Source organism: Novosphingobium sp. BL-S-32 (genome assembly GCF_056857055.1).
In genome coordinates, this window is record NZ_CM166476.1 from 2773336 (window position 1) to 2799669 (window position 26334).

Sequence of the window (26334 nt, forward strand, 5' to 3'; positions counted from 1 at the left end):
GGCACCCACACACCCCGTCGCCCCCGCGAAGGCGGGGGCCCCGCTTGTTCTTTCTCGCGAGGTCCGAAAAAGGAAGCGGGGTCCCCGCCTTCGCGGGGACGACGGAGTGTTATTTGGTATCGGTGTTTTGGGATATCAGATGAGAGCTGTGGAGAGTGGCCCAAGAGGCTAACTCCCTTACTCTGGCTTCCAGCCGATCTCGGCCGCAGCGGCGGACTTGGGAATGTCGGTCAGCGCTTCGTTCACGGTGATCGCCTCGCCCGGCTTCAGGCGCCGCTTCGAGGGAACGACTTCCTTTTCATAGACGATGCGGTCGCGCTGGTCGCGCAGCACCACGAGCAGCGAAGGCACATAGCGCGTCTCGCTGCCGATATTGCTGATCGTGCCGCTGACCGAGAAGAACTCGCTGCCGTCGGGCAGGGGCTTGCGATCCTGCCGCTTGCGCGGGAAGTCGAGCTGGAGGTCGGGCTGCGCCTGCGAGAACGTCTGGCGCGGGATCGGCAGCCAGTCGGGCAAGCCGCCGAATGCGACCGCGCCGGTCAGCGCCAGCGTTGCCCCGGCAAAGACCACCGAGGCGATCGTCGCCAGCTTGGCCCAGTTGCGGCGCGGGCGGAACGGCGGCGCGAAATCGAAGCTCGACGGGCCCTCGTCCGCGTAGTGCGGCATGGTGGTGTCGTCGTAATAGCCGCCCTGACCCTTGCTGCCCGGTGTCGTACCCGGAGGTGCGGGAGGCGCCACGGGCAGCGGGTCGTGGTCGACCGCGCCGGTGGCGGCAGGCTGCGGTGCCGGAACGCGAACAGCGGGTGCGCGTGGAGGGACTATCGGCGGCGTCGTGAAGCCGGGCGCCGGTGCGGGCTCGGAAGCGGCGCGGGGGGCGGGTGCAGGAGCTGCAACCGGCTCCGCCACGGCTTCGGGCTGCTGCGGTTCGGCGGCAGGCTCGGCAGCGGTTGCTGCGGGCGCCGCAGCAACCGCTGCAATATCCGTAGAGCCTTCCTGGAACCAGCTATGGCGGCACTTGGCGCAACGCACGGTGCGGCCGTCCACGCCGATTGCGCTGTCGGGGACGGCGTAACGCGTAGAGCAGGCAGGGCACGCGATAATCATGATCGTAAAGCTATAAGCACGACTGGCTTGTGCGCGACAAGCGCCAGACCTGTGGGCACAAGCCGGAGCGCCCTTTTTTCCACATTGAATGCTCGCTATAGCCGATTTCGTCGCCCGTTCGGATCCGACCTTTCACAGATCAGGCCGAAAGATCGGGCCAAAGACCAGACGAGCATGACCGCGGACGGGGAAATCATCCACTTCGACAATGTCGGCCTGCGCTACAGCACCGATCGCGAGGTGCTGAGCGACCTGACATTCACGCTGTTCGCCGGGCGCTTCTATTTCCTCACCGGTGCCAGCGGCGCGGGCAAGACCTCGCTCTTGCGGCTGCTTTTCCTTGCGCAGCGGCCCTCGCGCGGGGCGATCCGCATGTTCGGCACCGATGCCATCACCCTGCCGCGCAGCCGCCTGCCGATGCTGCGGCGGCGGATCGGCGTGGTATTCCAGGACTTCCGCCTGATCCCGCACTTGTCGGCCTTCGACAATGTGGCGCTGCCCTTGCGCGTCGCCGGGCATCAGGAACGCGACATCTTTGGCCCGGTGCGCGACATTCTCGACTGGGTGGGGCTGGCAGACCGGCTGGACGCGCGCCCGGCCACGCTTTCGGGCGGCGAGCAGCAGCGCGTCGCCATCGCCCGTGCGGTGATCGCGCGGCCCGCCATGCTGGTGGCGGACGAGCCGACCGGCAACGTCGATCCCGAGATGGCACAGAAGTTGATGCGCCTGTTCGAGATGCTCAACCGGCAAGGCACCACGGTCGTCGTCGCCACGCACGATCTCGATCTGCTGCGCAAGGTGTCCGACAGCCTGATCATGCGGCTGGACCGGGGACGGCTGTCCGATCCCACCGGCGCGCTGCGCTATCCGCCGCGAAAGCCCGCGTGATGTTCGGCATTGCCACCGTAACGGGTGAAACCACGCCGCGCCTCGGCTGGCGGCGGCTGGGCGTGCGCGGCGCCGAACTGGTGCCGCAGGCGCGCATGTCGGGGCCGATGCCGTGGGTCATCGCGATCATGGTGGCGCTGACCGCGATTGCGCTCGCCGCCGGGCTCGCGCTCGGCAATGCGATTACCTCGGCGCGCGCCGAGATCGAGGGCGGCGTCACCGTGCAGGTGCTCGAACCGCGCGAGGATGTGCGCGCGCATGAGGCCCGTGCGGCGGTTGAGGCCCTGACGCGGCAGCCGCACATCGCCGGGCTGCGACAGGTTCCGCAGGCCGAACTGGACGCGCTGATCGAGCCGTGGCTCGGCAGCGAGATCGGTGAGGCAGTCGGCGGCGGCGCACCGGGCGGCGGAAACGCCGGGGCCTCGATCCCCGTGCCCGCACTGATCGACGTGCGCCTTGACGGTCCGGCCACGTCCGCGCGGCTGAAGGCGATCGAGCAAGTGCTGAAGCCGGTGGCGCCGTCGGCCCGCGTCGATGCGCAGTCGGGCTGGCTGAAGCCGGTGTTCGACGCGATGATTTCGCTTCAGGTGCTGGCCATCGCGCTGGTTGCGCTGTTGGCTTTCGCGCTGGCGGCGGCGGTCCTGCTGGCCTCCCGTTCGGCGCTGGGTGCCAACCGCGAGGTGATCGAGATCGTCCACTTGCTGGGCGGCACCGACACGCAGGTTGCCCGCGTATTCCAGCGCTCGATCGGGTTCGACGCGGCGGGCGGCGGCACGGTGGGGCTGGCGCTGGCGATGGTGGTGATCCTTTCCATCGGGCGGCGCTTCGGCGGACTCGGTGCGGGTCTGGTCGACAGTGGGGCGCTGGTCTGGAGCGATTGGCTGCTGCTGGCGCTGGTGCCGCTGCTTTCCACCCTGCTCGCCATGCTCACGGCACGTTTCACAGTGCTGCATGCACTGCGCAAGATGCTATAGTGCGCACAAGTCGTTAAAGTCCTTCACCATGTTCCGTCGCACTGCCGCCTTCCTGCTGCTGATCTGGCTCTTTGCCTTCATCTGGTTCGCCGTTGCGCTTCCGGGGCCGCTGGACATGTCCGTGCGGACCGACGCGGTGATCGTGCTGACCGGCAGCCGGGGGCGGATCGAACGGTCGCTGGCGGTGCTGGAGCAGGGACGCGCGCCGCATATGCTGATATCGGGCGTCGACCGCGAGGTGCGCCCCGGCGAACTGGCGGCGGAATATCGCATTCCCGACGCGCTGATGAAGTGCTGCATCACGCTGGGTTACGAGGCTTACGACACGCGCTCCAACGCGGTGGAGGCGGCGGACTGGGTGAAGCGGCACAAGCTTCGCTCGATCCGGCTGGTCACGGCCGACTGGCACATGCGCCGTGCGGCGTACGAACTGGCCCGCGAACTGCCGAAAACGGTCGTGATCGAGCGCGATGCGGTGTCTTCCCATCCCAGCTTCAGCACGCTGTTTCTCGAATTTCACAAGTACATCGGGCGCATGGCGCTCGATTTCTGGAACCGCCCACCTTGGAAGAAGTCTTGAACCCCAGAACGCGCACCACACCACTGGACGTGATCCGCAGCCTCGCGTTCTATGTGGCGTTCTATCTGGGCACGCCGGTGTTCGTGGCGCTGGTCTGGCTGACCTCGCTGGTCGGCAACGCGCCGATGCGCCGCGTGGTGCGCGGCTGGTCGCGGTATCACCGCCTGTGCTGCCGCTGGCTGCTGGGCATCAAGCTGCGGATCGAGGGTGAGATGCCTGACGAGGGCGTGCTGGTCGCGCTCAAGCACGAGAGCTTCTACGAGGCGATCGACCTGCCGATGCTTCTGAACAACCCGGCTCCATTCCCCAAGGCCGAACTGATGGACATTCCCGGCTGGGGCTGGGCGGCGAACCGCTATGGCGCGGTCACCGTGGCGCGTGGGGACGGGGCCAAGGCGCTGCGCGCGATGGTTTCCTCGGCCCGCGGATTCGCGGCGGTGGGGCGCCCGCTGGCGATCTTCCCGGAAGGAACCCGCGTGCCGCATGGCCGCGTAGTGCCGCTACAGGCGGGCTTTGCGGGGCTCTACAAATTGCTGAACCTGCCGGTGGTGCCCGTGGCGGTCGATTCAGGGCGCTTCTATCACCGGCGCTGGAAGAAGCCCGGAACCATCGTCGTCCGTGTGGGCGCGCGTATCGAGCCGGGCCTGCCCCGTGATGAGGTCGAGGCGCAGGTTCAGGCCGCGATCAATGCCCTCAACGTATAAAATCCGCGCGGGAGCGCGGACCCGTCAGGCCTTCTTCTCGCCGTTCTCGTGATCGCGGCGGCCGAAGTCGGGGCGGGAATCGTCCTGACCTTCGTCGATGATCGAGCGGCGGATCGTGCGGGTGCGCTTGAACTGCTCGAACAGCGCATCGCCATCCCCCACGCGGATCGCGCGCTGCAAGGCGGTGAGGTCCTCCGTGAAGCGCTGGAGCATCGTCAGCACCGCTTCCTTGTTCGACAGGAACACATCGCGCCACATCGTCGGGTCCGAGGCCGCGATGCGGGTGAAGTCACGGAAGCCGCCGGCCGAATACTTGATGACTTCGCTCTGCGTCACGTCCTCAAGGTCGGAAGCGGTGCCGACGATGGTATAGGCGATCAGGTGCGGCAAGTGGCTGGTGACGGCGAGCACGAGGTCATGATGCTCGGGCGTCATGATCTCGACATTGGCGCCCAATGCTTCCCAGAACGAGACCAGCTCGCTCAGCTTCACCATGTCGGTGGTGGCGGGCGGGGTGACGATGCACCAGCGGTTGCGGAACAGATGCGCGAAGCCCGCGTCGGGGCCCGAGTTCTCGGTGCCCGCCACCGGGTGCGCGGGGATCACCATGTGATCCGGCAGCGCGGCGCCAAGGTCGCGGGCGATGGCCTGCTTGCTGGAGCCGACATCGCTGACGATCGCATGGGCGGGCAGCGCCTCGCGCACTTGCTCGGCGGCCATGCCCATGGCGCCGGGCGGCACGCAGAAGATCACCAGATCGGCATTGCGCACGGCCTCTGCCGGGCTTTCGCAGACTTCGTCGACCAGCTGGCGCTCGGCCGCGCGGGCGCGGTGGGCGGGGCTGAGGTCGTAGCCGGTGGTGCGGGCATCCGGCAGGTACTCGCGCACGGCAAGCCCGATCGAACCACCCTGAAGGCCGAGGCCGATGATCGCGATATTGGCAAGGCTCATTGCGCGGCTTCCGCCATTTCGCGCAGACCCTCGGCGATCACGTCCATGTCCTCGGGTTTGCCGATGGTGATGCGCAGTGCCTGCGGCAGGCCCTGTCCCGGCAACCAGCGGACGACATAGCCACGCTCGGCCAGTCCGTCGAAAGCGGCTTCGGCGGTCAGCGCGCCCTCGAACAGCACGAGCACGAAATTGGCCTCGCTCGGCAGCGGACGCAGGCCGTGGTTGCCGAGTGCTTCCAGCTTGGCCACGAAGCGGGCGCGCTCGTCGCGGTTATGGACGCGGCTGGCCTCCACGAAAGCGTCGTCGGCCAGCGCCGCAAGCGCCATGGCCTGCCCGGTCGAGGAGACGTTGAACGGCCCGCGAATGCGGTTGAGCGTGGCGATCAGCCCCGGTGCGCCGGTGGCCCAGCCAATGCGTTCGCCGGCAAGACCGAAGATCTTGGAGAAAGTGCGCGTCACCAGCACGTTGCCGTGCGCTTCGGCGAGGGCCAGGGCGCCGTCGTCGTCCTCGGCCGCGACATATTCACCATAGGCCTGATCGATCACCAGCAGCACATCGGCTGGCAGGCCGGCGTGCAGCCGCGCGATCTCTCCGCCCGGCAGGTAGGAGCCGGTGGGGTTGTTGGGATTGGCGACGAAGACCACGCGCGTCCGCTCGGTCACCAACGCCAGCAGCGCATCGACGTCCGTGCCGAAATCGAGGTCCGGAGCCACCACCGGCGTCGCGCCGCAGCGGCGCGCGGCGATGTCGTAGACCGAGAAGCCGTAGCGCACGTAGATCACGTCGTCCCCCGGCCCGGCATAGCCTTGCGCGGCCAGGTTGAGCAATTCGTCCGAGCCAGTGCCCATCACCACGCGCGCGGCGTCGAGCCCGTGTCTGGCGGCGATGGCGGCGCGCAGCGCGGTGCTGTCGGGATCCGGATAGAGCGCCGGGGCCTGCGCGCGCGCCTCAAGCGCGGCGGCGCTGGTGCCGAGCGGGTTCTCGTTGGCCGAAAGCTTGATCAGCGGACGGCCGTCCTTGCCCTTCGACTTGCCGGGCACATAGGCATGAATCGCTTCGATCCACGGCTTGGGTTGCGGGGCGGGCGTGCTGAGGGTCGAGCTATCGGTCATGACGCGCCGGCCTTTAACCCAGCAGAGCGGCGAAGGACAGGGGGCGATTTAGGGGCGAGAGGCTGATCGGTCCTATGGCTATGCACCTCCGTCGCCCCCGCGGAGGCGGGGGCCCGCTTATTCTTTCTCATGAGGTTATAAAAAGAAGCGGGATCCCCGCCTTCGCGGGAATGACGGGTTTTCGGGAGGACTGGCATCTGGTTATGTCCAACCGCTCATTTCCTCCTGTACCCGCACTGCCTGTCCACACCCACCCCGCTCATCCTGAGCTTGTCGAAGGATGTGGATTAGCGCCCGAGCGGGATTGAGGGGAGGGTCGGGGCAGGAAATCCCGCTGCCTCGTAATGAAAGTGCGCGCCCGCGCACTATTCAAACGAATGCCGACAATTGACAGGAAACCGAGGGTCCCCCACTTGGCATAGTATCATCATGTCCACTGCGCAGATCACCGACTCCAGCCAGGTCCTGGACCTCACCCAGCCGCTCCCGCTCGACGGCGGGCAGAGCCTGCCGAATGCCCGCATCGCCTACGAGACGCACGGCACGCTGAACGCGGCGAAGGACAATGCGATCCTGATCTGCCACGCGCTCACCGGCGACCATCACGTGGTCTCCAACCATCCGAAGACCGGCAAGCCCGGCTGGTGGCTGCGCATGGTCGGCCCCGGCAAGCCGATCGATACCGACCGCTTTTTCGTGATCTGCGCCAACGTGATCGGATCGTGCATGGGCTCGACCGGGCCCGCCAGCCTTGCGGGCGACGGCAAGCCCTGGGGCATGCGCTTCCCGGTCATCACCATTCGCGACATGGTGCGCGGCCACGTCGCCCTGCTCGACGCGCTGGGGATCGAGAGCCTCTACGCCGTCGTCGGCGGATCGATGGGGGGCATGCAGGCGCTCAGCCTTGCCTCCAATTTCCCGGACCGCACCCGCGCCGCATTGGTGATCGCCTCGACCGCGCGCCACTCGGCGCAGAACATCGCGTTCCACGAAGTGGGCCGCCAGTCGATCATGGCCGACCCGGCCTGGCGCGACGGGGACTATTACGAGGCCAAGGAAAACGGCGGCAAAGGCCCCGAAAAGGGTCTCTCGGTCGCCCGTATGGCCGCGCATATCACCTATCTGTCCGAAGCGGGCCTGACCGAGAAGTTCGGCCGCCGCCTCCAGAACCGCGAGGAAAAGACCTTCGGGTTCGACGCCGATTTCCAGATCGAAAGCTACCTGCGCTATCAGGGACTGGCCTTCACCGACCGCTTCGATGCGAACTCGTACCTCTACATCACCCGCGCCATGGACTACTTCGACCTTGCCGAGGAACATGGCGGCCTGCTCGCCAATGCCTTCGCGAAATCGAAGGCGCGCTACTGCCTCGTCAGCTTCGATACCGACTGGCTCTATCCCACGGCGGATTCGCGCAATGTGGTCCATGCCCTCAATGCCGCCGGACTGCCGGTGAGCTTCGTCGAGCTTTCGGCTCCGTTCGGGCATGACTCGTTCCTGCTGGACGTGCCCGCGCTTGACCGCGTGGTCGAAGGATTTCTGGGAGAAGGTCGCTAGGATGCCCGAAATCGAATTGTCCGACGATCCTTCGCGGCTGGACGTAGCGCGCATCCACGGCTGGCTGGCGTCAAGCTACTGGACGCCCGGTGTTGAGCGCGCGCAGGTGGAACGGCAGATCGCCGGCTCGCACTGCCTCGGCGCCTATCTGCCGGACGGCACGCAAGTCGGCTTCGCACGCGTGATCTCGGACCGGGCGAGCTTCGCATGGCTGGCCGACGTCTGGGTGGATGAGCCGGCGCGCGGGCAGGGGCTGGGGCGCCGCATGGTCGGCTGGTACCTCGATCACCCCGACTATGCCGACATTCGCCGTTTCATGCTCGCCACGCGCGATGCCCACGGCGTCTATGCGAAGCTGGGTTTCGATGAGTTGGTCCGGCCGGACCGGCTGATGGAAAAGCTCTCCGGCGCCTTCGCTGCCGTTCTTGCAACGGATTCCTGACCATGCTGCGCCCCGACCTTGCGGTGATCGCCGCCAATGTGGCGCCCGGCTCGCGCGTGCTCGATGTGGGCTGCGGCGACGGCACGCTGATGCAGGCGCTGCGTAACGACAAGCGCTGCGATGCGCGCGGGATGGAACTCGATCCCGCCGACGTGGGCCTCTGCGTCGGCAAGGGCCTCTCGGTGATCCAGGGCGATGCCGACAAGGATCTGGCGTTCTATCCGGATCAGTCGGTGGACTACGCGATCCTCTCGCAGACGCTGCAAACGACGATGCGGCCCGATATCGTGATGGAGGAACTGCTGCGCATCGGCCGCCGCGCCTTCGTCAGCTTCCCCAACTTCGGGCACTGGCGCGTGCGGGTCTCGCTGCTGTGGGGCGGGCGCATGCCGGTAACGCGACTGCTGCCGATCCCGTGGTACCAGACGCCGAACATCCACCACCTCACGGTCGAGGATTTCCGGGAGTTCGTAAAGGCGCGCGGCATTACCGTCGAAGGCGCGTGGTTCCTCTCCGGCGACAAGCAGTGCAGCGACGCGGCTGCGAACTTCCGCGCCGAGCATGCGGTGTTCCTGCTCTCACGCTGAGAGGGGGCGAGTGCCCTTTGTGAAAGCGTTGCCGGGGCCGCATGCAGATGCAGACCCGGCAAACTCCCGCTTCCGTGTTCAGCCGCCCATGTTGAGCCCGGCGTAGATGCCCAGCTTGTTGCCGTCGGGATCGCGCATATAGGCGCCGAACGCGCCGCGCGCCTGCGGCTTGGCTTCGGGCTGGCCCTCGCAGGTGCCGCCATGGGCCATGCCCGCTGCGTGCCAGGCGCGCACCGTTTCCTCGTCCGGAGCCTCGAAGATGATCGTGCCGCCATTGGCATGGGTGGCGGAATTGCCGTCCCGCGCAGGGCCTAGCAGGAACTTCAGGCCATCGAGGTCCCACATGACGATCGGCCAATCGGGCGTCGACTGGCACGGGGTGACGCCCAGCGTCGCGAACGTGGCGTCGTAGAAACTGCGGGCCTTTTCAAGGTCGTTGGTGCCGAGGCGCAGGCTCTTCAGGATCATTGTCTCTCTCCCGTGAAAACCGGCCCGCCTCGTTGTGCGGGCCGGTGAAAGTCCCCGATCAGGCCACGCGGAACATCGCGCATAGCTTGTTGTTGTCGGGATCGCGCAAGTAGGCGAGGTGCAGCGTACCGAACGGGAATTCGCGCGGACCGGGCGCATTCTCGCAGCTCGTGCCGCCGGCCGCACAGCCTGCGGCGTGCCAGGCGTCGACCGCCTCGGCGCTGTCCATGGAGAAGCCGATGGTGCCGCCATTGGCGAAAGTGGCGGTGTTGCCGTCGATCGGGTTGACCACCATGAAGTTCGCGCCGTTGTGGCTGTAGGCAAGGCGGCCGGCGGCCGGATCGGCCATCAACGGCGTGGCGCCCATGGTGCCGAAAACGGCGTCATAGAAAGTCTTGGCGGCGTTGAGGTCGTTGCTGCCGACGCAGATATGGCTGAACATAGCAGGGCTCCTTGAAGCGGTCCGGTGGTCCGGTATTTCGGGTGGCCGATGGTTTCGCGATGTCGTGCGCCGGGGTCAATCGGTACGCGGCATCAGGCCCGAAATATCGCGGCCGTGCTCGTGCCTCCCCCAAGTCGGCGGTGGCGGGCGGATCGCCGCGTTGATGCTTGCCGCTGTCCTTCGATGGAGCGGGCAGTTATCCACGCGTTTCGGCCTGCGGGCGGCCACTCGGCGGGGCTTCGGGTGGACGCTCGCGGGCGGGTTTGGCATTCAAAATCGCCATGTGGCACATCTTCCAGTTCCCGCTCTGTCCGTTCAGCCGCAAGGTCAGGTTGCTGATGGCCGAGAAGGGCATCGCCTACGAACTCCAGACCGCGCGTCCGTGGGAGGGTGAGGACCGGCTCTTCGCGATGAACCCAGCCGGGCGCACGCCCGTGGTCAAGGAGACCGAGCGCAACATCGTCCTGTCGGACAGCCGGGCGATCTGCGAATACTTCGAGGAAACGGTCGATCGTAACCCGCAGATCAGCGGCACTGCACAGCAGCGTGCAGAGATTCGCCGCCTGATCGCGATGTTCGACGAGAATTTCTTCAACGATGTTTCGGGGCCGCTGCTCCACGAACGCATGAAGAAGCGCCTCGTCCTGCGCCAGTCGCCCGACGCCAAGATCCTGCGCGAATCGATGAAGCTCGCGCACGATTATCTCGACTACATCGATTACCTGATCGACAATCGCCCGTGGCTGGCGGGCTCGACGATGACGCTGGCCGACCTTGCCGCCGCCGCGCAGATTTCGGTAGCGGACTATCTGGGCGGCCTCGACTGGTCGAGCCATGAACAGGCGCGCGGCTGGTATCTGGTGATGAAGTCGCGCCCCTCGTTCCGCCCGCTGCTCAGCGAACGCATGGAAGTGATCCAGCCGCCCAGCCACTACGCTGAAGTCGACGCCTGATTTCGCCGACCTGACTTTGGTCGTCTGATCGCGATATGAAAAGGGCCGCCCGATGGGGCGGCCCTTTTGCGTTTGCAGGCGCGTGCCGTGATGGCTCAGACCGGGGCCACGATCTTGGTCCCGAAACGGCCGTGGTTGCGGAAGCGCGTCATCCAGCGGTCCAGGAACAGTTCCAGCGGACGCGCCGTCACGCCGAACTCGGCAAGGCCGGGCAGCGTGCCACTGGCGACGTTGCCGGCCTTGAGCAGCTTGAACTGGTCGGTGCTGATTGGCGTGCCGGGCAGGGCGGCAATGAAGCCGGCAAGGCCATCCGGCAGCGGAACGATCATACGATGGCGGCTTTCGGCAGCCATGATGCGCTTGTTGAGATCGAGCATGGTGAGGACTTCGGGACCGGCCAGCTCGTAAGTCCTGCCGCCGTGAACCTCCGGCGCGCCAAGGGCGATGGCGATCGATTCGGCCACGTCGTCAACGAAGACCGGCTGCAACTTCGCCTCGGGCACGAAGACCGGCAGCAACGGCGCGCGTGAGATCATGTCGGCGAACATCATCACGAAGTTGTCGTCGGGCCCGAACATGATTGCGGGGCGGACGATTGTGGCTGTCGGGAATTCGGCCAGCACGGCCTGCTCGCCGGTCGCCTTGGTGTGGGCATAGGCGACATCGGAGGCGGTATCGGCACCGATCGCCGAAACATGGACGAAAGCCTGCGCTCCGGCAGCCTTGGCCGCCGCCGCGATGCGGCCGGCGCCATGGCCTTGCACCGCATCGAGATTGCCCGCGAAGGCACCCACGAGGTTTACCACCGCATCCGAACCGGTCAGCACCCGGGCGAGGGAATCGAGCTTGGTCACGTCAACGCGGCCGAACTGCATCTGGCCCAGGTTGCCCAGCGGCTTGATCGACCAGGCCTTGTCCGGATTGCGGCTGGCGATGCGCACGCGCGCACCGCGCGCCAGCAGCTCCTGCGCCACATGCCTGCCGAGAAACCCGCTGCCGCCCAGCAGCGTGACGATCTTGCCGAAAAGGGAATCGGTGGTGTCTTGGCTCATGGTCTCGTCCTTCGCAGGGCGCCGGGCAGGGGAGGGAGGCAAATCCTGCCGCGCGCCGAATTAGCGCGTAAAGCTGGGCTTGGCACAAGGTTCCTGCAGGTTCAACCGGGACGTGGCGCGACCGGGATCGGCGGGACGCGGGCAATAAAAGCGATTGTGTGAAAAATGTTTTTGGAAGAGCGTTGACAACCTCTCGGCCGCCCCTTAGAGGCGCCCTCCTACCCGGCGAGGACGGCAACAACGGCCCCCTCGCTTCCGTGCCCAGATGGCGGAATTGGTAGACGCACCAGCTTCAGGTGCTGGCGCTCGCAAGGGCGTGGAGGTTCGAGTCCTCTTCTGGGCACCAAGCACTCATCCGGGGACGTCCGCAGACGTCCCCGGAGAGGCTGGAAAACCCACTTTTCCCGCTATAATCACCCGCTCAAATTCAGGCGAATCCGGCTCCAATCGGGAACAAGCTTGGTATCCCCTTGGATATCGAAATCCGCCTTGCCGCAAGGACGGTTCGTGTCCGATGGCGGCAGGCATTCTCTGCTCTCCTGACTTAGTGACTTCAGGATGGCGCCTCAATTATCGCTACTTCAACACGCATCCCACGCTTGCCTTCGTGTCTCGCTTGGGCTTCTCGCTCTGCCGTGTTCGGCGCGTTTACGTTTCTGACAAGTGTCATGGTTAATGACACTTGTCAGAGCCGACCGGGCGCCGGGGGCGCGGGGTCATATGGGGTGGCATTATGAAGCGTGATAAAGGGCAGATCGTGCGAAGCTGCGCGGTTTGCGTGTGAGCCGTCTGTCCATGCCTCTTCTGAAATCCCGGGCCGTCGGTAATTGGGTCCTGTTGGCGCTCTGGCTGGGTGCGGTCGGGTTGCTTGCGGCGCAGCACGTGTTCTGGCGCGACGAAGTGCGGGCGCTGACGATCGCCACGACCGGCGATACGGTCTCCGAGATGTTCCTTGCCCTGCGCGGCGATGGCCATCCGATGCTCTGGTATCTTCTGCTGCGTTCTGGGCATGCCTTGATCGGCAAAGCAGCGCTGCCGGTGATCTCGTGGCTGATTGGCCTGGCGGCGGTGGTGTTGCTGATCTGGCGCGCGCCCTTGTCGTGGGGCATGCGGCTGCTCATCGTTTTCGGGCACTTCGCGCTCTGGGAATATGTCGTGATGGCGCGCAACTATGGCATCAGCATGTTGCTGATGTTCGTGTTTGCGGCGGCCTATCCGCGCTGGCGATTGCGGGGGATCTGGCTGGTGCTTCCGCTGGTGCTGCTTGCCAACACTAACGTCCATTCCATGCTGCTGTCCTGGCTGCTGCTGGGCGTTTGGCTGCTGGAGCGCTGGCCGAGAGGCGGAGGCCGTGCGGAAGTGCGGGACTGGACGCTGCGTCTCGTGCTGCCGGTGGGGGCGATTCTGGCGCTGGCTTCGCTGGCCTGCTTCCTCACCGTCTGGCCGCCGTTCAACGATGCCGCGCAGGGCGCCGGCGGTCACAACCTGCTCCGCGCTATCGCTGCGGTGGGGCTTCCCGGCATTGGCTTCATGCTGGATGCCGACGCGGGTCTGTGGATCCAGCTGCCGTTTTCGGCGGCGTTGCTTGCCAGCCTGTTCGTACTCTGGGGGAGGCCGCTTCACTTCCTGGCCGCGCTGGCGGGGCTTTGCGGGATGTCGCTGTTCTTCGCGGTCATCTATCCGGGTGGCGAGCGGCATCAGGCGCTCTGGCTGGTTCTGCTGTTGACGCTGTGGTGGATGCGGCTTGATGCCGACAGGCGTGACGGTGTGGATGAGCCCGCCAAGGGGCGTGACGCCGTGTTGCGGAAGGTCGGGCACTATGGCCTTGTCGCCTTGTTGTTGCGCCAGATCGTGCTGACCTTTGCGGAAGTCGCGGCGTCATTTCACGCCCCGTACAGTCGCGCCGCCGACCTCGGCGCGCTGATCGCACAGCGGCCGGAGCTTTCGCGGGCGATCATCATGACCGACCCCGACTATCTGATCGAGGCATTGCCCTATTATGCGCCGCACAACCCGGTCTGGCAGATCCGCCGTGCAAGGTTCGGGGCGGTCAATCACTTCACGAAGAACGCGCAGCTCGACATCACGCTCGATCAGGTGACGCAGACTGCCGAGGCGCTCCATCGCCGTTATCACCGGCCGGTGCTGATCCTGCTCCAGCACGCGCCCGATGCGTGCTGCACGGCCACGATTGCCAGCGGCTATAACTGGACGACCCACCACACGCCCGAAATGGCGCGGCGCTTTCTGGAGCGCACGCGGATGCTGGCGCGCTATGATGGTGCGGTTACCGACGAATCCTACACCGTCTACCTGCTAAACATCGATAGCAATCCGCCCGCGCTTCCAATGGGCCAGCAAGCTCGCGGCGAAGTGAAACTGCCGTAAGAAGGCGCGCGCGTTGTCTTTTCAGAACGAGCGTCGCAGCGATATGCCGGCCGAAGTCGTATTGCCGGCCAGTGCCTCGAAGCTGCGCGTCGCGTAGAGGTCGAGGCTCATGCTGTCGGACAGGCGCATGTTGGCCGTCGCGCCGATTTCCCACCAGCCGTCGTCGATATGCCGCGCGGGCATGACGCCGGTCCGCCTCGCTTCCAGAACGTCCGCATAATCGCGCACGAGCACTTCGGAAACGGCATTGCTGGTCCAGGCGCGGGCGACGGAGAGCCCGACATATTGCTTGCCCTCGCTGCCGAACGCGTGGTCGATCCGCAGGGTGGCGGCCGAACTCCAGGTCGGCTCCTCGGTCTCCAGGTCGACCAGCCCGGTCTCGTCCGGAGCCGGATGGAGCAAGCGGCCGTGGGCGTAGGACATCGTCACCGTGGGCGTCGCGAAGATCCGGTCGCCCAGCGGGAAAACCCGCCCGAAATCGCCGCCGACCGAATAGTAGGGGCTGCCCGTGGCACCGGTGCTGTCGCGTTTGCCGGCGTCGGTACTGATGCGGCCGTAGTCCTGCCAGCCGTAGCTGGCCCAGCCATCCACCACCCAGTTGTCGAAATTGCCGCCCGCGCCGATCGTGCCGACAAGATAGTCGGACGGCAGCGCGGTATTCGCCTGTAGCAGAGTGCCGTGATAGCGCATCAGCGCGGCCCGCAGATAGCCGCGCCCGACCTGCCGGCTCAGCGCCATCGATTGCCATGAACCGTCGGAGCCATGGTCGCGGTCGCTGACGCCAGCCGCGAGCGCGAAGCTCCAGGGCTTGTCGGGGGCGGGAGTATCGGCCTGCGTCTCAGCGGAGACGGTGGTCGATGTGGGCTGTGCAGCCACTGCCGTCACGACCGGCGCGGTGCCGCCCGCTGTGTCCTGAGCCTGCGCGGGTATCGCCGCGAGCGCCAGTGAGGCCGCCAGCAGCGGCCCCGCCATGCGGTTTTGGCGCATCAGGCGACGGCCTTGAGGCTCTGGTCGAACGCGGCGGGAACCGCAAGGCGGACAGTGAAGCCGTCGCGCTCCTGCGTGAAGCTGACGTCGCCGCCATGTGCGCGGGCGATCGAGCGGCAGACGGCAAGGCCAAGGCCCGATCCCTTCTGCCCGGACTTGCGCGCCGAATCGGTGCGGTAGAACGGCTCGAAAGCGCGGTCGTACTCTTCCTCGGGAATGCCCGGGCCGGTGTCGACGATCTCGGCCACCGCCTCGCCCTCGTTGAGGCTGACGCGCACGCGGGCGCGTTCGCCGTACTTCACCGCGTTTTCCAGCAGGTTGTCGAGCAGGCGGCGGATGCCCATCGGATCGACGTCCACCGGGATGTGGATGTTGCGCTCGATCGTCACGTCGCCGCCCACCAGACGGGCATCGGCCACGCTGCTGGCGATAAGTTCGGCAAAATCGGTGCGTTCGCGCGGGCCGGGCGTGGAGGCGTCGCGGATGAAGCCGATGACCTGGCTGATCATCGCTTCCATTTCGGTCACTTCCTTCAGCAGGCCCTCGCGCTGCTCGTCGGGCACATCCTCGATGCGGAAGCGCAGGCGGGTGAGCGGGGTGCGCAAGTCATGGCTGATCGCGCCGACCATGGCGGTGCGATCGTCGACAAAGGCGCGCAGGCGGTTGCGCATCTGGTTGAAGGCATTGGCGGCACGGCCGATCTCGGCGGGGCCACGCAGCGGCAGAATGGTGGCCGAGGGATCGCGCCCAAGCTGTTCGGCGGCGCGCGCGAAGTCCCGCAGCGGCAGCACGATGCGGCGCGCGAAGAGCCACGCGAACGGGCTGATGATCGCCAGGCTCAGCGCGAACCACAGCATGACCCGCTTCTGCCAGGCATTGGGGAAAGGCTCGGCGCGCGGGGCGACGGCGATCCATTGCCCGTCCGGCTGACGCAGCGCGGCCACGAAGTCACCCTCGATGAAGGGAGGCGAGGTTAGCGCGAAGATATTGCCGGTCGCATGCCGGAAGGGGATCGGCTGCGGTGTGCCGGGCACTGCGGGCAAGGGCTGCGCGGCGGCTGGGACCGGCAGCGGGGCCACCGAAACGACGGTATGCTGCGCGGGGAGTTCGATCGCTTCCGGCGTGGCAGTGGCGCTGGACTGCGCGGGGGCCTGCGCGGGCGCGCGCGTCACTTCGGGAGAGGGCACCGCGCTGGGAACGGGCGCTGGCTGCGGCAGAGTCACGCGCGGAAGGTCGTTCATCGCGGGAAGCGCCGGGATCAGCCCGCCGGGGCGCCCGAAGTCGCCCGCATTGAAGCCGCCGTTGCCACCGGGCCGAAAGCCTTCCTGCCCGCCGCCGATGCCGGGCTGGCCGTTGCCTTGCTCGCCGATACCCTGCTGTCCGGCGCCGGGCGCCGAAGTCCCGCCGCCCGGCTTGGTGGTACCGGAGTTGCCGCCACCGGGGCTGGGATTACCTGCTTCGGTGCCGGAGCCACCCGGCGTATGTCCACCGGGACGGCCGCCCGGGATATGGCCGCCGGGCATCCGGCTGCCGGGCATCTGCCCACCGGGCCGACCGCCCGGCATCTGGCCGCCGGGGTGTCCACCGGGCATCTGTCCGCCCGGGAAATGGCCGCCCGGCATGCCGCTCGGCCCCGGCATGCCGCCGGGGGGCGGCCCGCCGGGGATCGACTGGGCATCGGCCTTGCCGATCAGCATGGTCGAGAGCGCGGAAGGCGCCGCGGGATTGTCGCGCAGCGCCAGCGGCGAGCGCGACGAGCTTGGCACCGCAACGCCGCCGACCGGAAGCTGCGTGTAGAACGCCAGCACCACGTCCTTGCTTTCCCGGCCCAGCCGTCCGGCCAGCGCCTCGCGCGAGGATTCGGAGACCAGCCAGCCCTGGCCGCTGACATCGGGCGGCCCGATCATGGTCTTGCGTTCTAGGCGCTCGGCAATCTCCTTGTCCGCCCCGGCGTTCTTGAGCGCGAAGGCAACTTCGTCGATATTCCAGCGCGCTGTGGGGCTTGGCGGGAGAATGACGGTAAGCGCCAGCGTCACCAACTGCGCGCCGATAAGCGCGCAGACGAGGATGGCGATCATCTGGATCGCCAGCGGCAGGCCGATTCGATTGGTGAGGCGGGGCAGCATCATGGCCGCGCCCTTGCCACGATTTCGCGGCGAATTCGAGACGCACGCATTTCGGCGAGGCTACGTTCGGGCCGAGTTTCGGGCAAGCTGTAGCGGAAAATTTGCGGAGCAGGCTCGAAAGGGAGGGACACGTCCCTTTCGAACCCGCTCCGCGTCCCCACCGCGCGGCACAAAGCCGATCGGTGGAGACGGTCACCCCGGATCCTGTCCAGCAACCTTGTCCCCTGATCCGGGGCTGGAAGGAAATTCCTGATATCGGGCCGAAAGTTCTTGTCCGCCGACCGCGATTCGTCTCGCGGAGCCGGGTAGCAGCCACATATGACACTACTCGGACCGTCCGCCGTGCGCTCCTTATATACCAGCCAAGCTGAACTGACACCAACCGTGTCGTCCGGGCGTGATTCGGGCGGAAATGATCCGGGACCATCGGCGGGCAGGGCGGGTGCGACTACGTGACCTGCGACGCCGATGGTCCCGGCACCGTCCGGTGCCTTGGCGGTGGCATGACGGACGGTGTTGCCGGCCTCTCGGGCGACAGGAATATGGCCGGCGGACCTGGCGGGGGATGCCATGTAGTCCAAGCCTCCTGTCGCCCGAGGCAGAACCTGGCGAACTCGACTATTCATGAAGAGCTAGGTCGGGGCTGGAGTTTGCTTCGCGATTTCAGCGAGGTTGCAATCCTGTTGCAATCTGGCGGCGACCGGCGCGCGACTGAAATATGTATTGAAATGTGGGTGGAACACGGGGTTTCTATCGTGCTGCAATGATCCTAGAACATCCTGCGATGGACCTGCAAACTCGCATCCTCATCGTCGACGATGACGAGGGCATTCGCTCACTCATCGGCGAATTTCTCGGCAAGCACGGTTACGCCACCGAAACCGCGGCCGATCCCGACGCCATGCGCACGCTGCTGGCGCAGCGGCATTTCGACCTGATCGTGCTGGACGTGATGATGCCGCGTGAGGACGGGCTTACGGCGCTGCGCCAGCTTGGCCCCGATGCGCCGCCGGTTATCATGCTTTCGGCGGTCGGCAGCGATGTCGACCGGATCGTCGGCCTTGAAATGGGCGCCGACGACTATCTGGCCAAGCCCTGCAATCCGCGCGAATTGCTGGCCCGCATCCGCACGGTTCTGAGGCGGCGTGCCTATGGTGCGCCTGCCGCCGGTATCGTTGAGGCGATAACGCTGCCCGGCGTGGCGGCAAATGACGAGCGGCCGCCGCTCGACGGGGATGTGCAGTCCAGCGAAGTGCTGCGCTTCGCCGGCTGGCGCATGGATCTGGGCCTGCGCCTGCTGTTCGATCCGCAGAATCGGCTCATCTCTCTGTCCGACGGTGAATTTCGTTTGTTGCGTGCGTTCGCCCAGCATCCGCGCCGGGTGCTGACACGCGACCAGCTTCTGGACTGGTCGCGCGGTGAAGACAGCGAGCTCTATGATCGCGCCATCGACGTGCAGCTTTCGCGCTTGCGCCGAAAACTTTCGGACGGCGAGGGCGGCGGTGACATTATTCGCACCGTGCGCAACGAAGGTTATCTCTTCGTGCCGTCCGTGGTCGCCTGAGAATCGGCCCAGGAAATGGCCGGGAAATGCGCCCGAGGCGTGTTTCCCGGCGATCCCTGAGACACTTCGCGACAATCTGTAACACCCCGATACAACCCTGAAATCAGACTGAAATCTCGCGGCAAACGCGAGCTTCCAGTCCTGCTCCCCTGCAAGCGCCTGTCTGGCCGACCAACGGTCACCACAGCGCCTGCACGAGGGAGGTTGGGTTGGAACATCAGGGGCCGGAGCAGGACGAGCATGATCGCGGCCTGAGCCACGACATCGATGTCATTTCCGAAAAGTTCATGGCCCGGCGCCGTGCGCTTGCCTTCCTTGCCAGTGCCGGAACCGCCGTGACGGTGGCCGCATGTGGCGGCGGCGACGATTCCGCGTCGAACCTGTCCAGCACGGGCTCGGCCGCTTCCACCACCTCGACGTCGAGCGGATCGAGTTCCACCACGTCATCCTCGACCTCCAGCACCGGTTCCACCTCCGGGGGGACGTCCGGCACAAGCTGCATCGCCGATCCCACCGAGACCAACGGACCCTATCCCGCCGACGGCACCAACACCGCGAGCGGATCGACATCGAACGTGCTGACCGTCAGCGGGATCGTCCGCTCGGACATCCGCTCAAGCTTTATCGGTTCCACCACCACCGCGACCGGGGTGCCGCTGGAGATCACGCTGCAACTGGTGGACGTGAATAACGGCTGCGCGGCGATCGCGGGCGCGGCCATCTATGTCTGGCACTGCGATGCCTATGGCCGCTACTCGCTCTATTCGAGCGGGGTGACGACCGAGAGCTATCTGCGCGGCGTTCAGGTGACCGATGCTGAGGGCAAAGTCACTTTCACGACGATCTATCCTGCCTGTTACTCGGGCCGCTGGCCGCACATCCATTTCGAGATCTTCACCGGCGGCCTCACCGCCGCCAGCACCGGCCGCACCGCCAGCCTGATCTCGCAGCTGGCCATGCCGGCGGCGATCAACACCGCCGTCTTCACCGGCGACTCCCGCTACACCGCCAGCATCGCGAACTACAACGCGATCACGCTCTCGTCCGACGGTGTGTTCGGAGACAACACTTCCGCGCAGCTCGCGCAGATGACCCCCAGCCTCACCGGCACGGTTTCCTCCGGTTACACCGGCTCTGCCCTGATCGGCATCGCCGTCTGACCCGGGGGCGCCCGCTCCTGTTTTTTCCTCCCGTAAAAGAGTGCGATAACCATATGAATTCCTTGCAATCGTCCACCAGCCTGGGCGCGCTGGTCCTGGCTCTGGCCGCGACCCCGGTGCTTGCCGCCACCACCGTTTCCACCGCCACCACCACGCCGCTGGTCACGTCCAGCGCGGGCGACGTAACGGTGGCTTCGGGCGGCACCATCACGGTGGCGAGCGGGAATGCCGTGACGGCCGACAGCGCCAACACGGTGGATGTCGAAGGCGCGCTGGCGGTTGGCGGCGCGGATAACGCGACGGGCGTGGCCGTGAATGCCGGCACCAACGCAACCGTCACTGTGGGTTCCACCGGGACGATCGCGGTTACCGAGAACTTCGTGCCTTCCGATGAAGACGCCAACGGCGTGGCCGACGGCATTGCCGACGGCGCCATCGCATCGGCCAGCAATCGTTACGGCATTCACGTCCTGTCCGGCGGTGCAACCAGCGGTTCGATTTCGAACGCGGGCACGATCACGGTCGAGGGTCTCAATTCGGGCGGCATCGTCGTCGATTCGGCCTACACCGGCAACATCGTCAACAGCGGCACGATCAAGGTGACCGGCGACAATTCGGTCGGCGTCTCGACTCAGGCGGTCAACGGCAACGTGACGGTGGACGGCACTGTATCGGTCGTCGGCGCGGGCGCGCAGGGACTGGTCGTCAAGGGCGATGTCAGCGGCACGGTCACCGTACAGGGTACCGTTTCGCAGGCCACGTCCTTCACCGATGACAACAGCGCCACGCTCGCGCTGTCTCGCACGGCGCTGCAAACCGGCAAGGCTGCCGTGGAAATCGACGGCAACGTTGCGGGCGGCATCTATATCGCGGCCCCGCCGGTGGACGAAGACAGCTCCAATCCCGACGAAGACGGCGACGGCGTGGCCGATGCCAGCGAGGGTACGGGCGTGATCACCTCCTACGGCACCTCGCCTGCCTTGCAGGTCGGCGGCGCCACCGACATCACCGTGGGCGGCGTATCCAGCAACTCGGGCACCTACTCGCTGGCCATCGACGGTTCGGCGACCGGAAACTCCTACTATTCCAAGATGAATGCCTATGGCGTGGTGATCGGCGGGCAGGGCGGCAACGTCAACCTGACCAACGGCATCGGCGTGACCGGTACCGTCAACGCGACGACGTACGACACGGCGGCCTATGGCCTGACGATCAACGCCGGCAGCACGGCGGCCAGCCTCTACAACTCGGGCACGATTTCGGCGGTGATCTCTTCGCCGGGCGCGGGCACGGCGGTTGCGCTTCAGGACCTTTCGGGCACGCTGACGACGATCAACAACACCGGCTTCATCAAGGCGACGGGTTCGAGCACGGACACGCTTACCGCGATCGACCTGTCCGCCAACACCACCGGCGTGACGATCAACCAGTACATGAATTCGGACGACATCAAGGCCAGCGCGACCTACCTCACGACGAACAAGGTCACCACCGACCCCACCGTCTACACCAGCATCCAGGGCAACATCCTGTTCGGTTCCGGCAATGACACGCTCAGTGCCTCCGCGGGCACGATCACCGGCGCCACCCAGTTCGGGGCCGGTGACGATACGCTCGCGCTGTCGGGCACGAGCGTCTACACCGGCAACGTCTATTTCGGCACCGGCTTGGGAACCGCCTCGCTCGCCGATTCCGCGACGTTCACCGGCACGATGGACTTCGCGGGTGAGAGCGGCGCGCTGACGCTGTCGGGTTCGTCGGTCTATACCGGCAGCTTCACGAACGCGGGCAACCTTGGCGTCACGGTGAACAGCGGCGCGACGCTGACCGCGAGGAAGGCCGAGACGATCAACTTCGGCTCGCTCACGGTGAATTCGGGCGGCGTGCTCGGCGTCTATATCGATACGGCGGCGGGCAAGAGTTCGCTGTTCAACGTGGCCAATGCCACGCTGGCGGACGGCGCCAAGATCACTGCGACGGTCACCGCGCTCGGCGAAGCGGAAGGCACTTATACCGTGCTGACCGCGGGCAGCCTCAATGTGCAGGGAACGCTGGATTCGACCGAAACCAACCTGCCGTTCATCTATAACGGTGCCGTCAGCAACGATGCCAACAACATCTACCTGACGATCGCCCGCAAGACGACCGACGAACTGGGCCTGACCCGCAGCCAGGCCTCCGCCTGGGACGCGATCTACGCCACCGCGCAGAACGACACCCAGCTTACCGAGAGCCTGCTTGAGGTCGGTGATTCGACCACGCTCAAGTCGCAGGTTTCGGCGCTGTTGCCTGACCACGCCGGCGGCGTCTTCGATGCCGTGACCAGCGCCGACCGCCTCGTCACCCAGCACCTCTCCGACGAAAGCTCGATGTTCACCATCTCGGATGTCGGCGGCTGGTTCGAGCCGGTCTACTGGCGCACGAGCAAGGATGCGGGCAGCACCGCCGGTTACAAGACCAGCGGCTGGGGCCTGTCGGCGGGCTTCGAAAAGCACACCGATCTCGGTTACTTCGGCGTGTCCTATGCCTGGTTGCAGGGCACGGTGAAGGACAATGGTGGAACCGGAGACCTGAGCACCGGCCAGCATGACCTCGGCGCCTTCTGGCGCACGGCCAAGGGGCCGATCATGGCCTGGGCCCGCATTGGCGGCTCGCGCATTTCGGTCGATTCCAAGCGCACGTTCACCGGTACGGTGGACGATGTGGACTTCACCGATACCGCCAACGGCAAGTGGAACGGCTGGCTGATCTCGGGCATCGCCGGAGCCTCGTACAAGTACCAGGCCTCGACCCGCTTCAGCCTGAAGCCCAAGATCGAACTGGAGCAGTACTGGCTGAAGGAGAACGGCTACAGCGAAACCAGCACCAGCGAGGCCATGGCGCTGACCGTCGACAGCCGCACCAGCAAGGAGACGACCGTCACGCCGACCGTCACCGCCGCCTATTCGCTGGGCAAGATCTCGCCCGACTGGCGCCCGCTGACATTCCAGCTGGAAGCCGGCCGCCGCGAGGTGCTTGCGGGCCAGCTTGGCAGCACCACCGCCTACTTCAACGGCGGCGACACCTACGACGCCGGTTCCAGCTTCACGATCACGCCGGAAAGCCTAAAGGGCGCATGGATCGGCGAAGTCTCGATGCTGGCGGGTGGTTACGACTTCACCTGGAAGATCTCGGCCCGGGCGGAGCAGACCACCTGGTCCACCGACTTGTCGGCGCGCGCTTCGCTTAGCGTCGCGTTCTGACGGAAACCTATACGGCTGCGGGCGTGGTCGGACTTCGGTCCGGCCGCGCCCTTTTTTTGGTTCTATTCCGGGCGAAGCTCGCCCAGCTTGCGCTCCCAGGCGAGCGCGTGTTCGACGATGGTGGGCAAGTCCGCGTACTTCGGCACCCACGGCAGCGTCGCCTTGATCCGGCTGTTGTCCGAGATCAGCGAATCCGGGTCGCCCGCGCGGCGACCTTCGAGGCGGCGCTCGATCGTGCGGTTGGTGACGCGGTCCACGGCGTCCAGCACATCCAGCACCGAGAAGCCCTGACCATAGCCGCAATTCATCGTCAGCGAGCGGGCAGGCTCCGCGATCAGCGCTTCCAGCGCGAGGACGTGCGCGGCGGCCAGGTCGGAGACGTGGATGTAATCCCGCACGCCCGTCCCGTCAGGCGTGTCGAAGTCGGTCCCGAACACGCCGACATGGCTGCGCTTGCCCAGCGCCGCCTCGACCGCGACCTTGATGAGATGCGTCGCCCCCGCCGTCGACTGGCCAGTGCGCGCCTGCGGATCGGCACCGGCCACGTTGAAATAGCGCAGCGCGCAGAAGTTGAGCGGATGGGCTTTCGCCACGTCGCCCAGCATGATCTCGGTCATCAGCTTGGACATGCCGTAGGGATTGATCGGCAGCTTCGGGCTGTCCTCGGTCACCGGCGAGACTTCGGGGATGCCGTAAGTCGCCGCGGTCGAACTGAAGATGAAGTGCGAGACGCCCGCCTTCACCGCCGCATCGATCAGCGCGCGGCTCTTGGCCGTGTTGTTGTGGTAGTACTTGAGCGGATTCTCCACCGATTCCGGCACGATGATCGAGCCTGCGAAGTGCATGACCGCCTTCGTGCCCTGCTCGGCGAAAATGCGTGCGAGCAGGGCGGCATCCTCGATGTCGCCCTGGTAGAGCGGCACGCCGTCGGGAATGGCGAAGCGGAAGCCGGTGGTCAGGTTGTCGATCACGGCGACCGGCCAACCCGCATCCTTGAGCGCGAGGACCGCGTGGCTGCCGATGTAGCCGGCGCCGCCGGTAACGAGGACGGGGACTTTGCTTGTCATGGATCTCCGCTCATTCACGCCGGGCTTCGCGGCCGGCCTTTGCATGATTTGCTGTTTCGATATGGTGCGTGTTGCACTGCGTCAAACGCTTCCGCTGCCATTGAAATGCAACGATTCGCGCCGACCTGGCGCAAGTGAGTGCTGTTCAAGCGACAGGCCTTGCTCCACCATGCCATTTCGTGAAGGGACCGTCCGGCCCCGATGGCACCAGACCGGAGATTTCCAGCTTGTCCCAATACCCGACGATCGTCACCGGTGCGGCCGGCTTCATCGGCGCGGCGGTTGCCGAAGCGCTGATGGCGCGCGGCACGCCGGTAATCGGTATCGACAGCATGAACGATTACTACCCGGTCTCGCTCAAGGAGGCCCGGCGGGACCGGTTGACGGCGCGGCATGGCAACCTTTTCACGTTCCATCGGCTGGACTTCTCGGACATGGCGGCGCTGACGGCCGCGCTCGAACCGCATCGCTTCGACACGATCGTCCACCTCGGCGCGCAGGCGGGCGTGCGCTATTCGCTGGAGAACCCGCAGGCCTACGTCGCCGCGAACCTTGCCGGGCACGTCAACATGCTGGAGATCGCCCGGGCCCGGCAGGTCGCGCATATGGTCTATGCCAGCTCCAGCTCGGTCTACGGCGGCAATGCAAAGCTGCCCTTCGCGGTCGAGGATCGTGTCGATCATCCCGTCTCGCTCTATGCCGCCACCAAGAAGGCGGACGAACTGATGAGCGAGACTTATGCGCACCTGTTCCGCATTCCGCTGACCGGCCTCCGCTTCTTCACCGTCTACGGGCCGTGGGGAAGGCCGGACATGGCGCTCTGGAAATTCACCGAGCGCATGCTCTCGGGGCGCCCGATCGAGGTCTACAACAACGGCGAGATGTACCGGGACTTCACCTATATCGACGATATCGTCGGCGGCGTGCTCGCCTGTCTCGATCAGCCTCCGGCGGATGACGGACAAGCCAAGGCCGGCGGCAGCGTCAAGCCGCACGCGCTCTACAATATCGGCAACAACCGCAGCGAGCATCTGATGCGGATGATCGAAGTGCTGGAAGGTGCCTGCGGGGTGAAGGCCGAACTGCGGCTGCTGCCGATGCAGCCGGGCGATGTGCCCGCGACATATGCCGATATCACCGCGCTGACGCGGGATACCGGCTATGCGCCCAGCACGCCCATCGAAGTGGGCGTGCCGCGTTTCGTGGAATGGTATCGGGCCTATTTGCCGGATTGAGCGAGTGACCCGGATCAGTTCCGGGTGGCCACGACTGCAAAGATATTGAAGATCGGCGCCATCTTCAGGAAGTCCTGCCAGGCTCCGCTGATCCGCGAATAGCCGACCATGACGACATCGCCGTCCATGACGATCGGATCGGGGCTGATGCCCGTGCGAATGTCCTTCACGTTGAAGCGTGCGGCCATGCGCTGCCCATTGATCGTGCGGAAGATCACGATCTGATCCAGCTTCGCCGTAACGAGCGGGCTTTGCGCGCGCGCCAATGCGCCCAGCAGCGTGGTGTTCGTGGTCAGCTCGTAGACGCCGGGCATCTTCACTTCGCCCTCGACCGAGACGTAGCGCGGAGCTGCCTCGTCCACGGAGACGGCGACTTGCGGATTGCGCAGGTATTTGCGCCCCAGCACTGCGGTGACCTGCTTGGTCAACTCGTCCGCGCTCAGGCCGGCGGCGCTGATCTGTCCGGCCATGGGAAGCTGGATGAAGCCGGCATCGTCCACCCGGGCCTTTTCGACGGAAAGGTCCGGCTCGCCGTAGACGCGCACCTGCAGAACGTCGCGCGGCACGATCGTATAGACACTGGGAGCGGGGACAGTGGCGGGAATGACCTGATAGGCAGCCTCGCCGACAGGAAGCGCGGGATTATGTGTAGCCGTGGCGGTACAGCCGGTCAGAGAGACCGCGACCATTAGGGGGGTAAGAACAAGGGCCTTGTTTGAACTGTGCACCTTCGAGGGTCTCCATGGCCTTA

23 protein-coding genes and 1 tRNA gene are annotated in these 26334 nt (G+C 65.9%); 14 read left to right on the plus strand and 10 right to left on the minus strand.

Annotation, left to right across the window (positions count from 1 at the left end):
- Positions 1–177 precede the first annotated feature (177 nt).
- Positions 178–1104, minus strand: a complete 927-nt coding sequence (locus AC1VVK_RS13160; protein ID WP_482903342.1) for a zinc-ribbon domain-containing protein — start codon at positions 1102–1104, stop codon at positions 178–180.
- Between the two features lie 174 nt (positions 1105–1278).
- Between AC1VVK_RS13160 and ftsE the strand changes: the two genes are divergently transcribed.
- Genes ftsE through AC1VVK_RS13180 form a run of 4 tightly spaced genes read left to right on the plus strand, consistent with a single transcriptional unit; the run spans position 1279 to position 4250 of the window.
- Positions 1279–1992, plus strand: coding sequence for a cell division ATP-binding protein FtsE (gene ftsE, locus AC1VVK_RS13165; RefSeq protein WP_132388876.1), 714 nt, complete (start codon positions 1279–1281; stop codon positions 1990–1992).
- Positions 1992–2966, plus strand: a complete 975-nt coding sequence (locus tag AC1VVK_RS13170; RefSeq protein ID WP_482905163.1) for a cell division protein FtsX — start codon at positions 1992–1994, stop codon at positions 2964–2966. Before ftsE ends, AC1VVK_RS13170 begins: the two co-directional genes overlap by 1 nt.
- Positions 2967–2994: 28 nt before the next feature.
- Positions 2995–3546 carry a YdcF family protein gene (locus AC1VVK_RS13175; RefSeq protein WP_482903343.1) on the plus strand — a complete coding sequence of 184 codons (552 nt, stop codon included), beginning with the start codon at positions 2995–2997 and terminating at the stop codon, positions 3544–3546.
- A complete protein-coding gene (locus AC1VVK_RS13180) occupies positions 3543–4250 on the plus strand; it encodes a lysophospholipid acyltransferase family protein (protein ID WP_482903344.1) in 708 nt (235 codons plus the stop codon). The genes AC1VVK_RS13175 and AC1VVK_RS13180 overlap by 4 nt, the downstream gene beginning before the upstream one ends.
- A gap of 24 nt (positions 4251–4274) precedes the next feature.
- Here AC1VVK_RS13180 and AC1VVK_RS13185 read toward each other — a convergent pair whose 3' ends face one another.
- Both AC1VVK_RS13185 and hisC read right to left on the minus strand, forming a co-directional pair.
- Positions 4275–5201 (minus strand): prephenate/arogenate dehydrogenase family protein, encoded by a 927-nt coding sequence (locus AC1VVK_RS13185; protein WP_132388882.1) that lies wholly within the window; start codon positions 5199–5201, stop codon positions 4275–4277.
- Positions 5198–6313 carry a histidinol-phosphate transaminase gene (gene hisC / locus AC1VVK_RS13190; RefSeq protein ID WP_482903345.1) on the minus strand — a complete coding sequence of 372 codons (1116 nt, stop codon included), beginning with the start codon at positions 6311–6313 and terminating at the stop codon, positions 5198–5200. Before hisC ends, AC1VVK_RS13185 begins: the two co-directional genes overlap by 4 nt.
- 429 nt (positions 6314–6742) lie before the next feature.
- Here hisC and metX point away from each other — a divergent pair, with 429 nt between their 5' ends.
- From metX to metW, 3 genes are read left to right on the plus strand one after another with little or no spacing between them, the layout of a single operon-like run.
- A complete protein-coding gene (gene metX, locus AC1VVK_RS13195) occupies positions 6743–7870 on the plus strand; it encodes a homoserine O-acetyltransferase MetX (protein ID WP_132388886.1) in 1128 nt (375 codons plus the stop codon).
- A gap of 1 nt (position 7871) precedes the next feature.
- The gene (locus AC1VVK_RS13200; protein WP_482903346.1) at positions 7872–8312 is read left to right on the plus strand and encodes a GNAT family N-acetyltransferase; all 441 of its coding nucleotides are present in this window, start codon (positions 7872–7874) and stop codon (positions 8310–8312) included.
- Between the two features lie 2 nt (positions 8313–8314).
- A complete protein-coding gene (metW, locus tag AC1VVK_RS13205; RefSeq protein ID WP_482903347.1) occupies positions 8315–8899 on the plus strand; it encodes a methionine biosynthesis protein MetW in 585 nt (194 codons plus the stop codon).
- 78 nt (positions 8900–8977) lie between these two features.
- On the opposite strand, the gene AC1VVK_RS13210 is transcribed toward metW, so the two are convergent.
- Positions 8978–9367, minus strand: a complete 390-nt coding sequence (locus AC1VVK_RS13210; RefSeq protein WP_482903348.1) for a VOC family protein — start codon at positions 9365–9367, stop codon at positions 8978–8980.
- 58 nt (positions 9368–9425) lie between these two features.
- The gene (locus AC1VVK_RS13215; protein WP_132388894.1) at positions 9426–9809 is read right to left on the minus strand and encodes a VOC family protein; all 384 of its coding nucleotides are present in this window, start codon (positions 9807–9809) and stop codon (positions 9426–9428) included.
- 281 nt (positions 9810–10090) lie between these two features.
- Here AC1VVK_RS13215 and AC1VVK_RS13220 point away from each other — a divergent pair, with 281 nt between their 5' ends.
- Complete coding sequence (locus tag AC1VVK_RS13220; RefSeq protein ID WP_132389556.1) at positions 10091–10762, plus strand: glutathione S-transferase family protein; 672 nt, start codon at positions 10091–10093, stop codon at positions 10760–10762.
- Between the two features lie 95 nt (positions 10763–10857).
- Here AC1VVK_RS13220 and AC1VVK_RS13225 read toward each other — a convergent pair whose 3' ends face one another.
- Positions 10858–11814, minus strand: a complete 957-nt coding sequence (locus AC1VVK_RS13225; protein ID WP_482903349.1) for a complex I NDUFA9 subunit family protein — start codon at positions 11812–11814, stop codon at positions 10858–10860.
- A gap of 259 nt (positions 11815–12073) precedes the next feature.
- On the opposite strand from AC1VVK_RS13225, the gene AC1VVK_RS13230 reads away from it, so the two are divergent.
- Positions 12074–12160: transfer RNA gene (locus AC1VVK_RS13230), tRNA-Leu, on the plus strand.
- A gap of 449 nt (positions 12161–12609) precedes the next feature.
- Positions 12610–14202: a hypothetical protein gene (locus AC1VVK_RS13235; protein ID WP_482903350.1), complete on the plus strand. Its 1593-nt coding sequence runs from the start codon at positions 12610–12612 to the stop codon at positions 14200–14202.
- Between the two features lie 21 nt (positions 14203–14223).
- Here AC1VVK_RS13235 and AC1VVK_RS13240 read toward each other — a convergent pair whose 3' ends face one another.
- Both AC1VVK_RS13240 and AC1VVK_RS13245 read right to left on the minus strand, forming a co-directional pair.
- Positions 14224–15189, minus strand: a complete 966-nt coding sequence (locus tag AC1VVK_RS13240; protein WP_482903351.1) for an autotransporter outer membrane beta-barrel domain-containing protein — start codon at positions 15187–15189, stop codon at positions 14224–14226.
- Positions 15189–17318, minus strand: coding sequence for an ATP-binding protein (locus AC1VVK_RS13245; protein ID WP_482903352.1), 2130 nt, complete (start codon positions 17316–17318; stop codon positions 15189–15191). The genes AC1VVK_RS13240 and AC1VVK_RS13245 overlap by 1 nt, the downstream gene beginning before the upstream one ends.
- Before the next feature lie 781 nt (positions 17319–18099).
- On the opposite strand from AC1VVK_RS13245, the gene AC1VVK_RS13250 reads away from it, so the two are divergent.
- The 3 genes from AC1VVK_RS13250 to AC1VVK_RS13260 all read left to right on the plus strand — a co-directional run bounded on the left by AC1VVK_RS13250 (position 18100) and on the right by AC1VVK_RS13260 (position 23281).
- Positions 18100–18879 carry a response regulator gene (locus AC1VVK_RS13250; RefSeq protein ID WP_132388906.1) on the plus strand — a complete coding sequence of 260 codons (780 nt, stop codon included), beginning with the start codon at positions 18100–18102 and terminating at the stop codon, positions 18877–18879.
- A 209-nt stretch (positions 18880–19088) separates the two neighbouring features.
- Positions 19089–20039, plus strand: coding sequence for a dioxygenase family protein (locus tag AC1VVK_RS13255; RefSeq protein WP_482903353.1), 951 nt, complete (start codon positions 19089–19091; stop codon positions 20037–20039).
- 53 nt (positions 20040–20092) lie between these two features.
- Complete coding sequence (locus tag AC1VVK_RS13260; protein WP_482903354.1) at positions 20093–23281, plus strand: autotransporter domain-containing protein; 3189 nt, start codon at positions 20093–20095, stop codon at positions 23279–23281.
- A gap of 62 nt (positions 23282–23343) precedes the next feature.
- Here the strand turns inward: AC1VVK_RS13260 and galE are convergent, their stop codons facing one another.
- Positions 23344–24348 carry a UDP-glucose 4-epimerase GalE gene (galE, locus tag AC1VVK_RS13265; protein WP_482903355.1) on the minus strand — a complete coding sequence of 335 codons (1005 nt, stop codon included), beginning with the start codon at positions 24346–24348 and terminating at the stop codon, positions 23344–23346.
- Between the two features lie 296 nt (positions 24349–24644).
- Between galE and AC1VVK_RS13270 the strand changes: the two genes are divergently transcribed.
- Entirely contained in the window at positions 24645–25583 is a 939-nt protein-coding gene (locus AC1VVK_RS13270; RefSeq protein ID WP_482905164.1) for an NAD-dependent epimerase/dehydratase family protein, read from the plus strand.
- Positions 25584–25597: 14 nt separating this feature from the next.
- Here the strand turns inward: AC1VVK_RS13270 and AC1VVK_RS13275 are convergent, their stop codons facing one another.
- Positions 25598–26311: a polysaccharide biosynthesis/export family protein gene (locus AC1VVK_RS13275; RefSeq protein WP_165912202.1), complete on the minus strand. Its 714-nt coding sequence runs from the start codon at positions 26309–26311 to the stop codon at positions 25598–25600.
- Positions 26312–26334 lie beyond the last annotated feature (23 nt).

Coding starts and splice junctions, on each gene's coding strand:
- hisC (WP_482903345.1), bottom strand. CDS start 6,313: ATGACCGATAGCTCGACCCTCAGCACGCCCGCCCCGCAACCCAAGCCG.
- AC1VVK_RS13235 (WP_482903350.1), top strand. CDS start 12,610: ATGCCTCTTCTGAAATCCCGGGCCGTCGGTAATTGGGTCCTGTTGGCG.
- galE (WP_482903355.1), bottom strand. CDS start 24,348: ATGACAAGCAAAGTCCCCGTCCTCGTTACCGGCGGCGCCGGCTACATC.
- metW (WP_482903347.1), top strand. CDS start 8,315: ATGCTGCGCCCCGACCTTGCGGTGATCGCCGCCAATGTGGCGCCCGGC.
- AC1VVK_RS13240 (WP_482903351.1), bottom strand. CDS start 15,189: ATGCGCCAAAACCGCATGGCGGGGCCGCTGCTGGCGGCCTCACTGGCG.
- AC1VVK_RS13160 (WP_482903342.1), bottom strand. CDS start 1,104: ATGATTATCGCGTGCCCTGCCTGCTCTACGCGTTACGCCGTCCCCGAC.
- AC1VVK_RS13225 (WP_482903349.1), bottom strand. CDS start 11,814: ATGAGCCAAGACACCACCGATTCCCTTTTCGGCAAGATCGTCACGCTG.
- AC1VVK_RS13185 (WP_132388882.1), bottom strand. CDS start 5,201: ATGAGCCTTGCCAATATCGCGATCATCGGCCTCGGCCTTCAGGGTGGT.
- metX (WP_132388886.1), top strand. CDS start 6,743: ATGTCCACTGCGCAGATCACCGACTCCAGCCAGGTCCTGGACCTCACC.
- AC1VVK_RS13270 (WP_482905164.1), top strand. CDS start 24,645: ATGGCGCGCGGCACGCCGGTAATCGGTATCGACAGCATGAACGATTAC.
- ftsE (WP_132388876.1), top strand. CDS start 1,279: ATGACCGCGGACGGGGAAATCATCCACTTCGACAATGTCGGCCTGCGC.
- AC1VVK_RS13260 (WP_482903354.1), top strand. CDS start 20,093: ATGAATTCCTTGCAATCGTCCACCAGCCTGGGCGCGCTGGTCCTGGCT.
- AC1VVK_RS13200 (WP_482903346.1), top strand. CDS start 7,872: ATGCCCGAAATCGAATTGTCCGACGATCCTTCGCGGCTGGACGTAGCG.
- AC1VVK_RS13170 (WP_482905163.1), top strand. CDS start 1,992: ATGTTCGGCATTGCCACCGTAACGGGTGAAACCACGCCGCGCCTCGGC.
- AC1VVK_RS13220 (WP_132389556.1), top strand. CDS start 10,091: ATGTGGCACATCTTCCAGTTCCCGCTCTGTCCGTTCAGCCGCAAGGTC.
- AC1VVK_RS13250 (WP_132388906.1), top strand. CDS start 18,100: ATGGACCTGCAAACTCGCATCCTCATCGTCGACGATGACGAGGGCATT.
- AC1VVK_RS13245 (WP_482903352.1), bottom strand. CDS start 17,318: ATGATGCTGCCCCGCCTCACCAATCGAATCGGCCTGCCGCTGGCGATC.
- AC1VVK_RS13175 (WP_482903343.1), top strand. CDS start 2,995: ATGTTCCGTCGCACTGCCGCCTTCCTGCTGCTGATCTGGCTCTTTGCC.
- AC1VVK_RS13215 (WP_132388894.1), bottom strand. CDS start 9,809: ATGTTCAGCCATATCTGCGTCGGCAGCAACGACCTCAACGCCGCCAAG.
- AC1VVK_RS13210 (WP_482903348.1), bottom strand. CDS start 9,367: ATGATCCTGAAGAGCCTGCGCCTCGGCACCAACGACCTTGAAAAGGCC.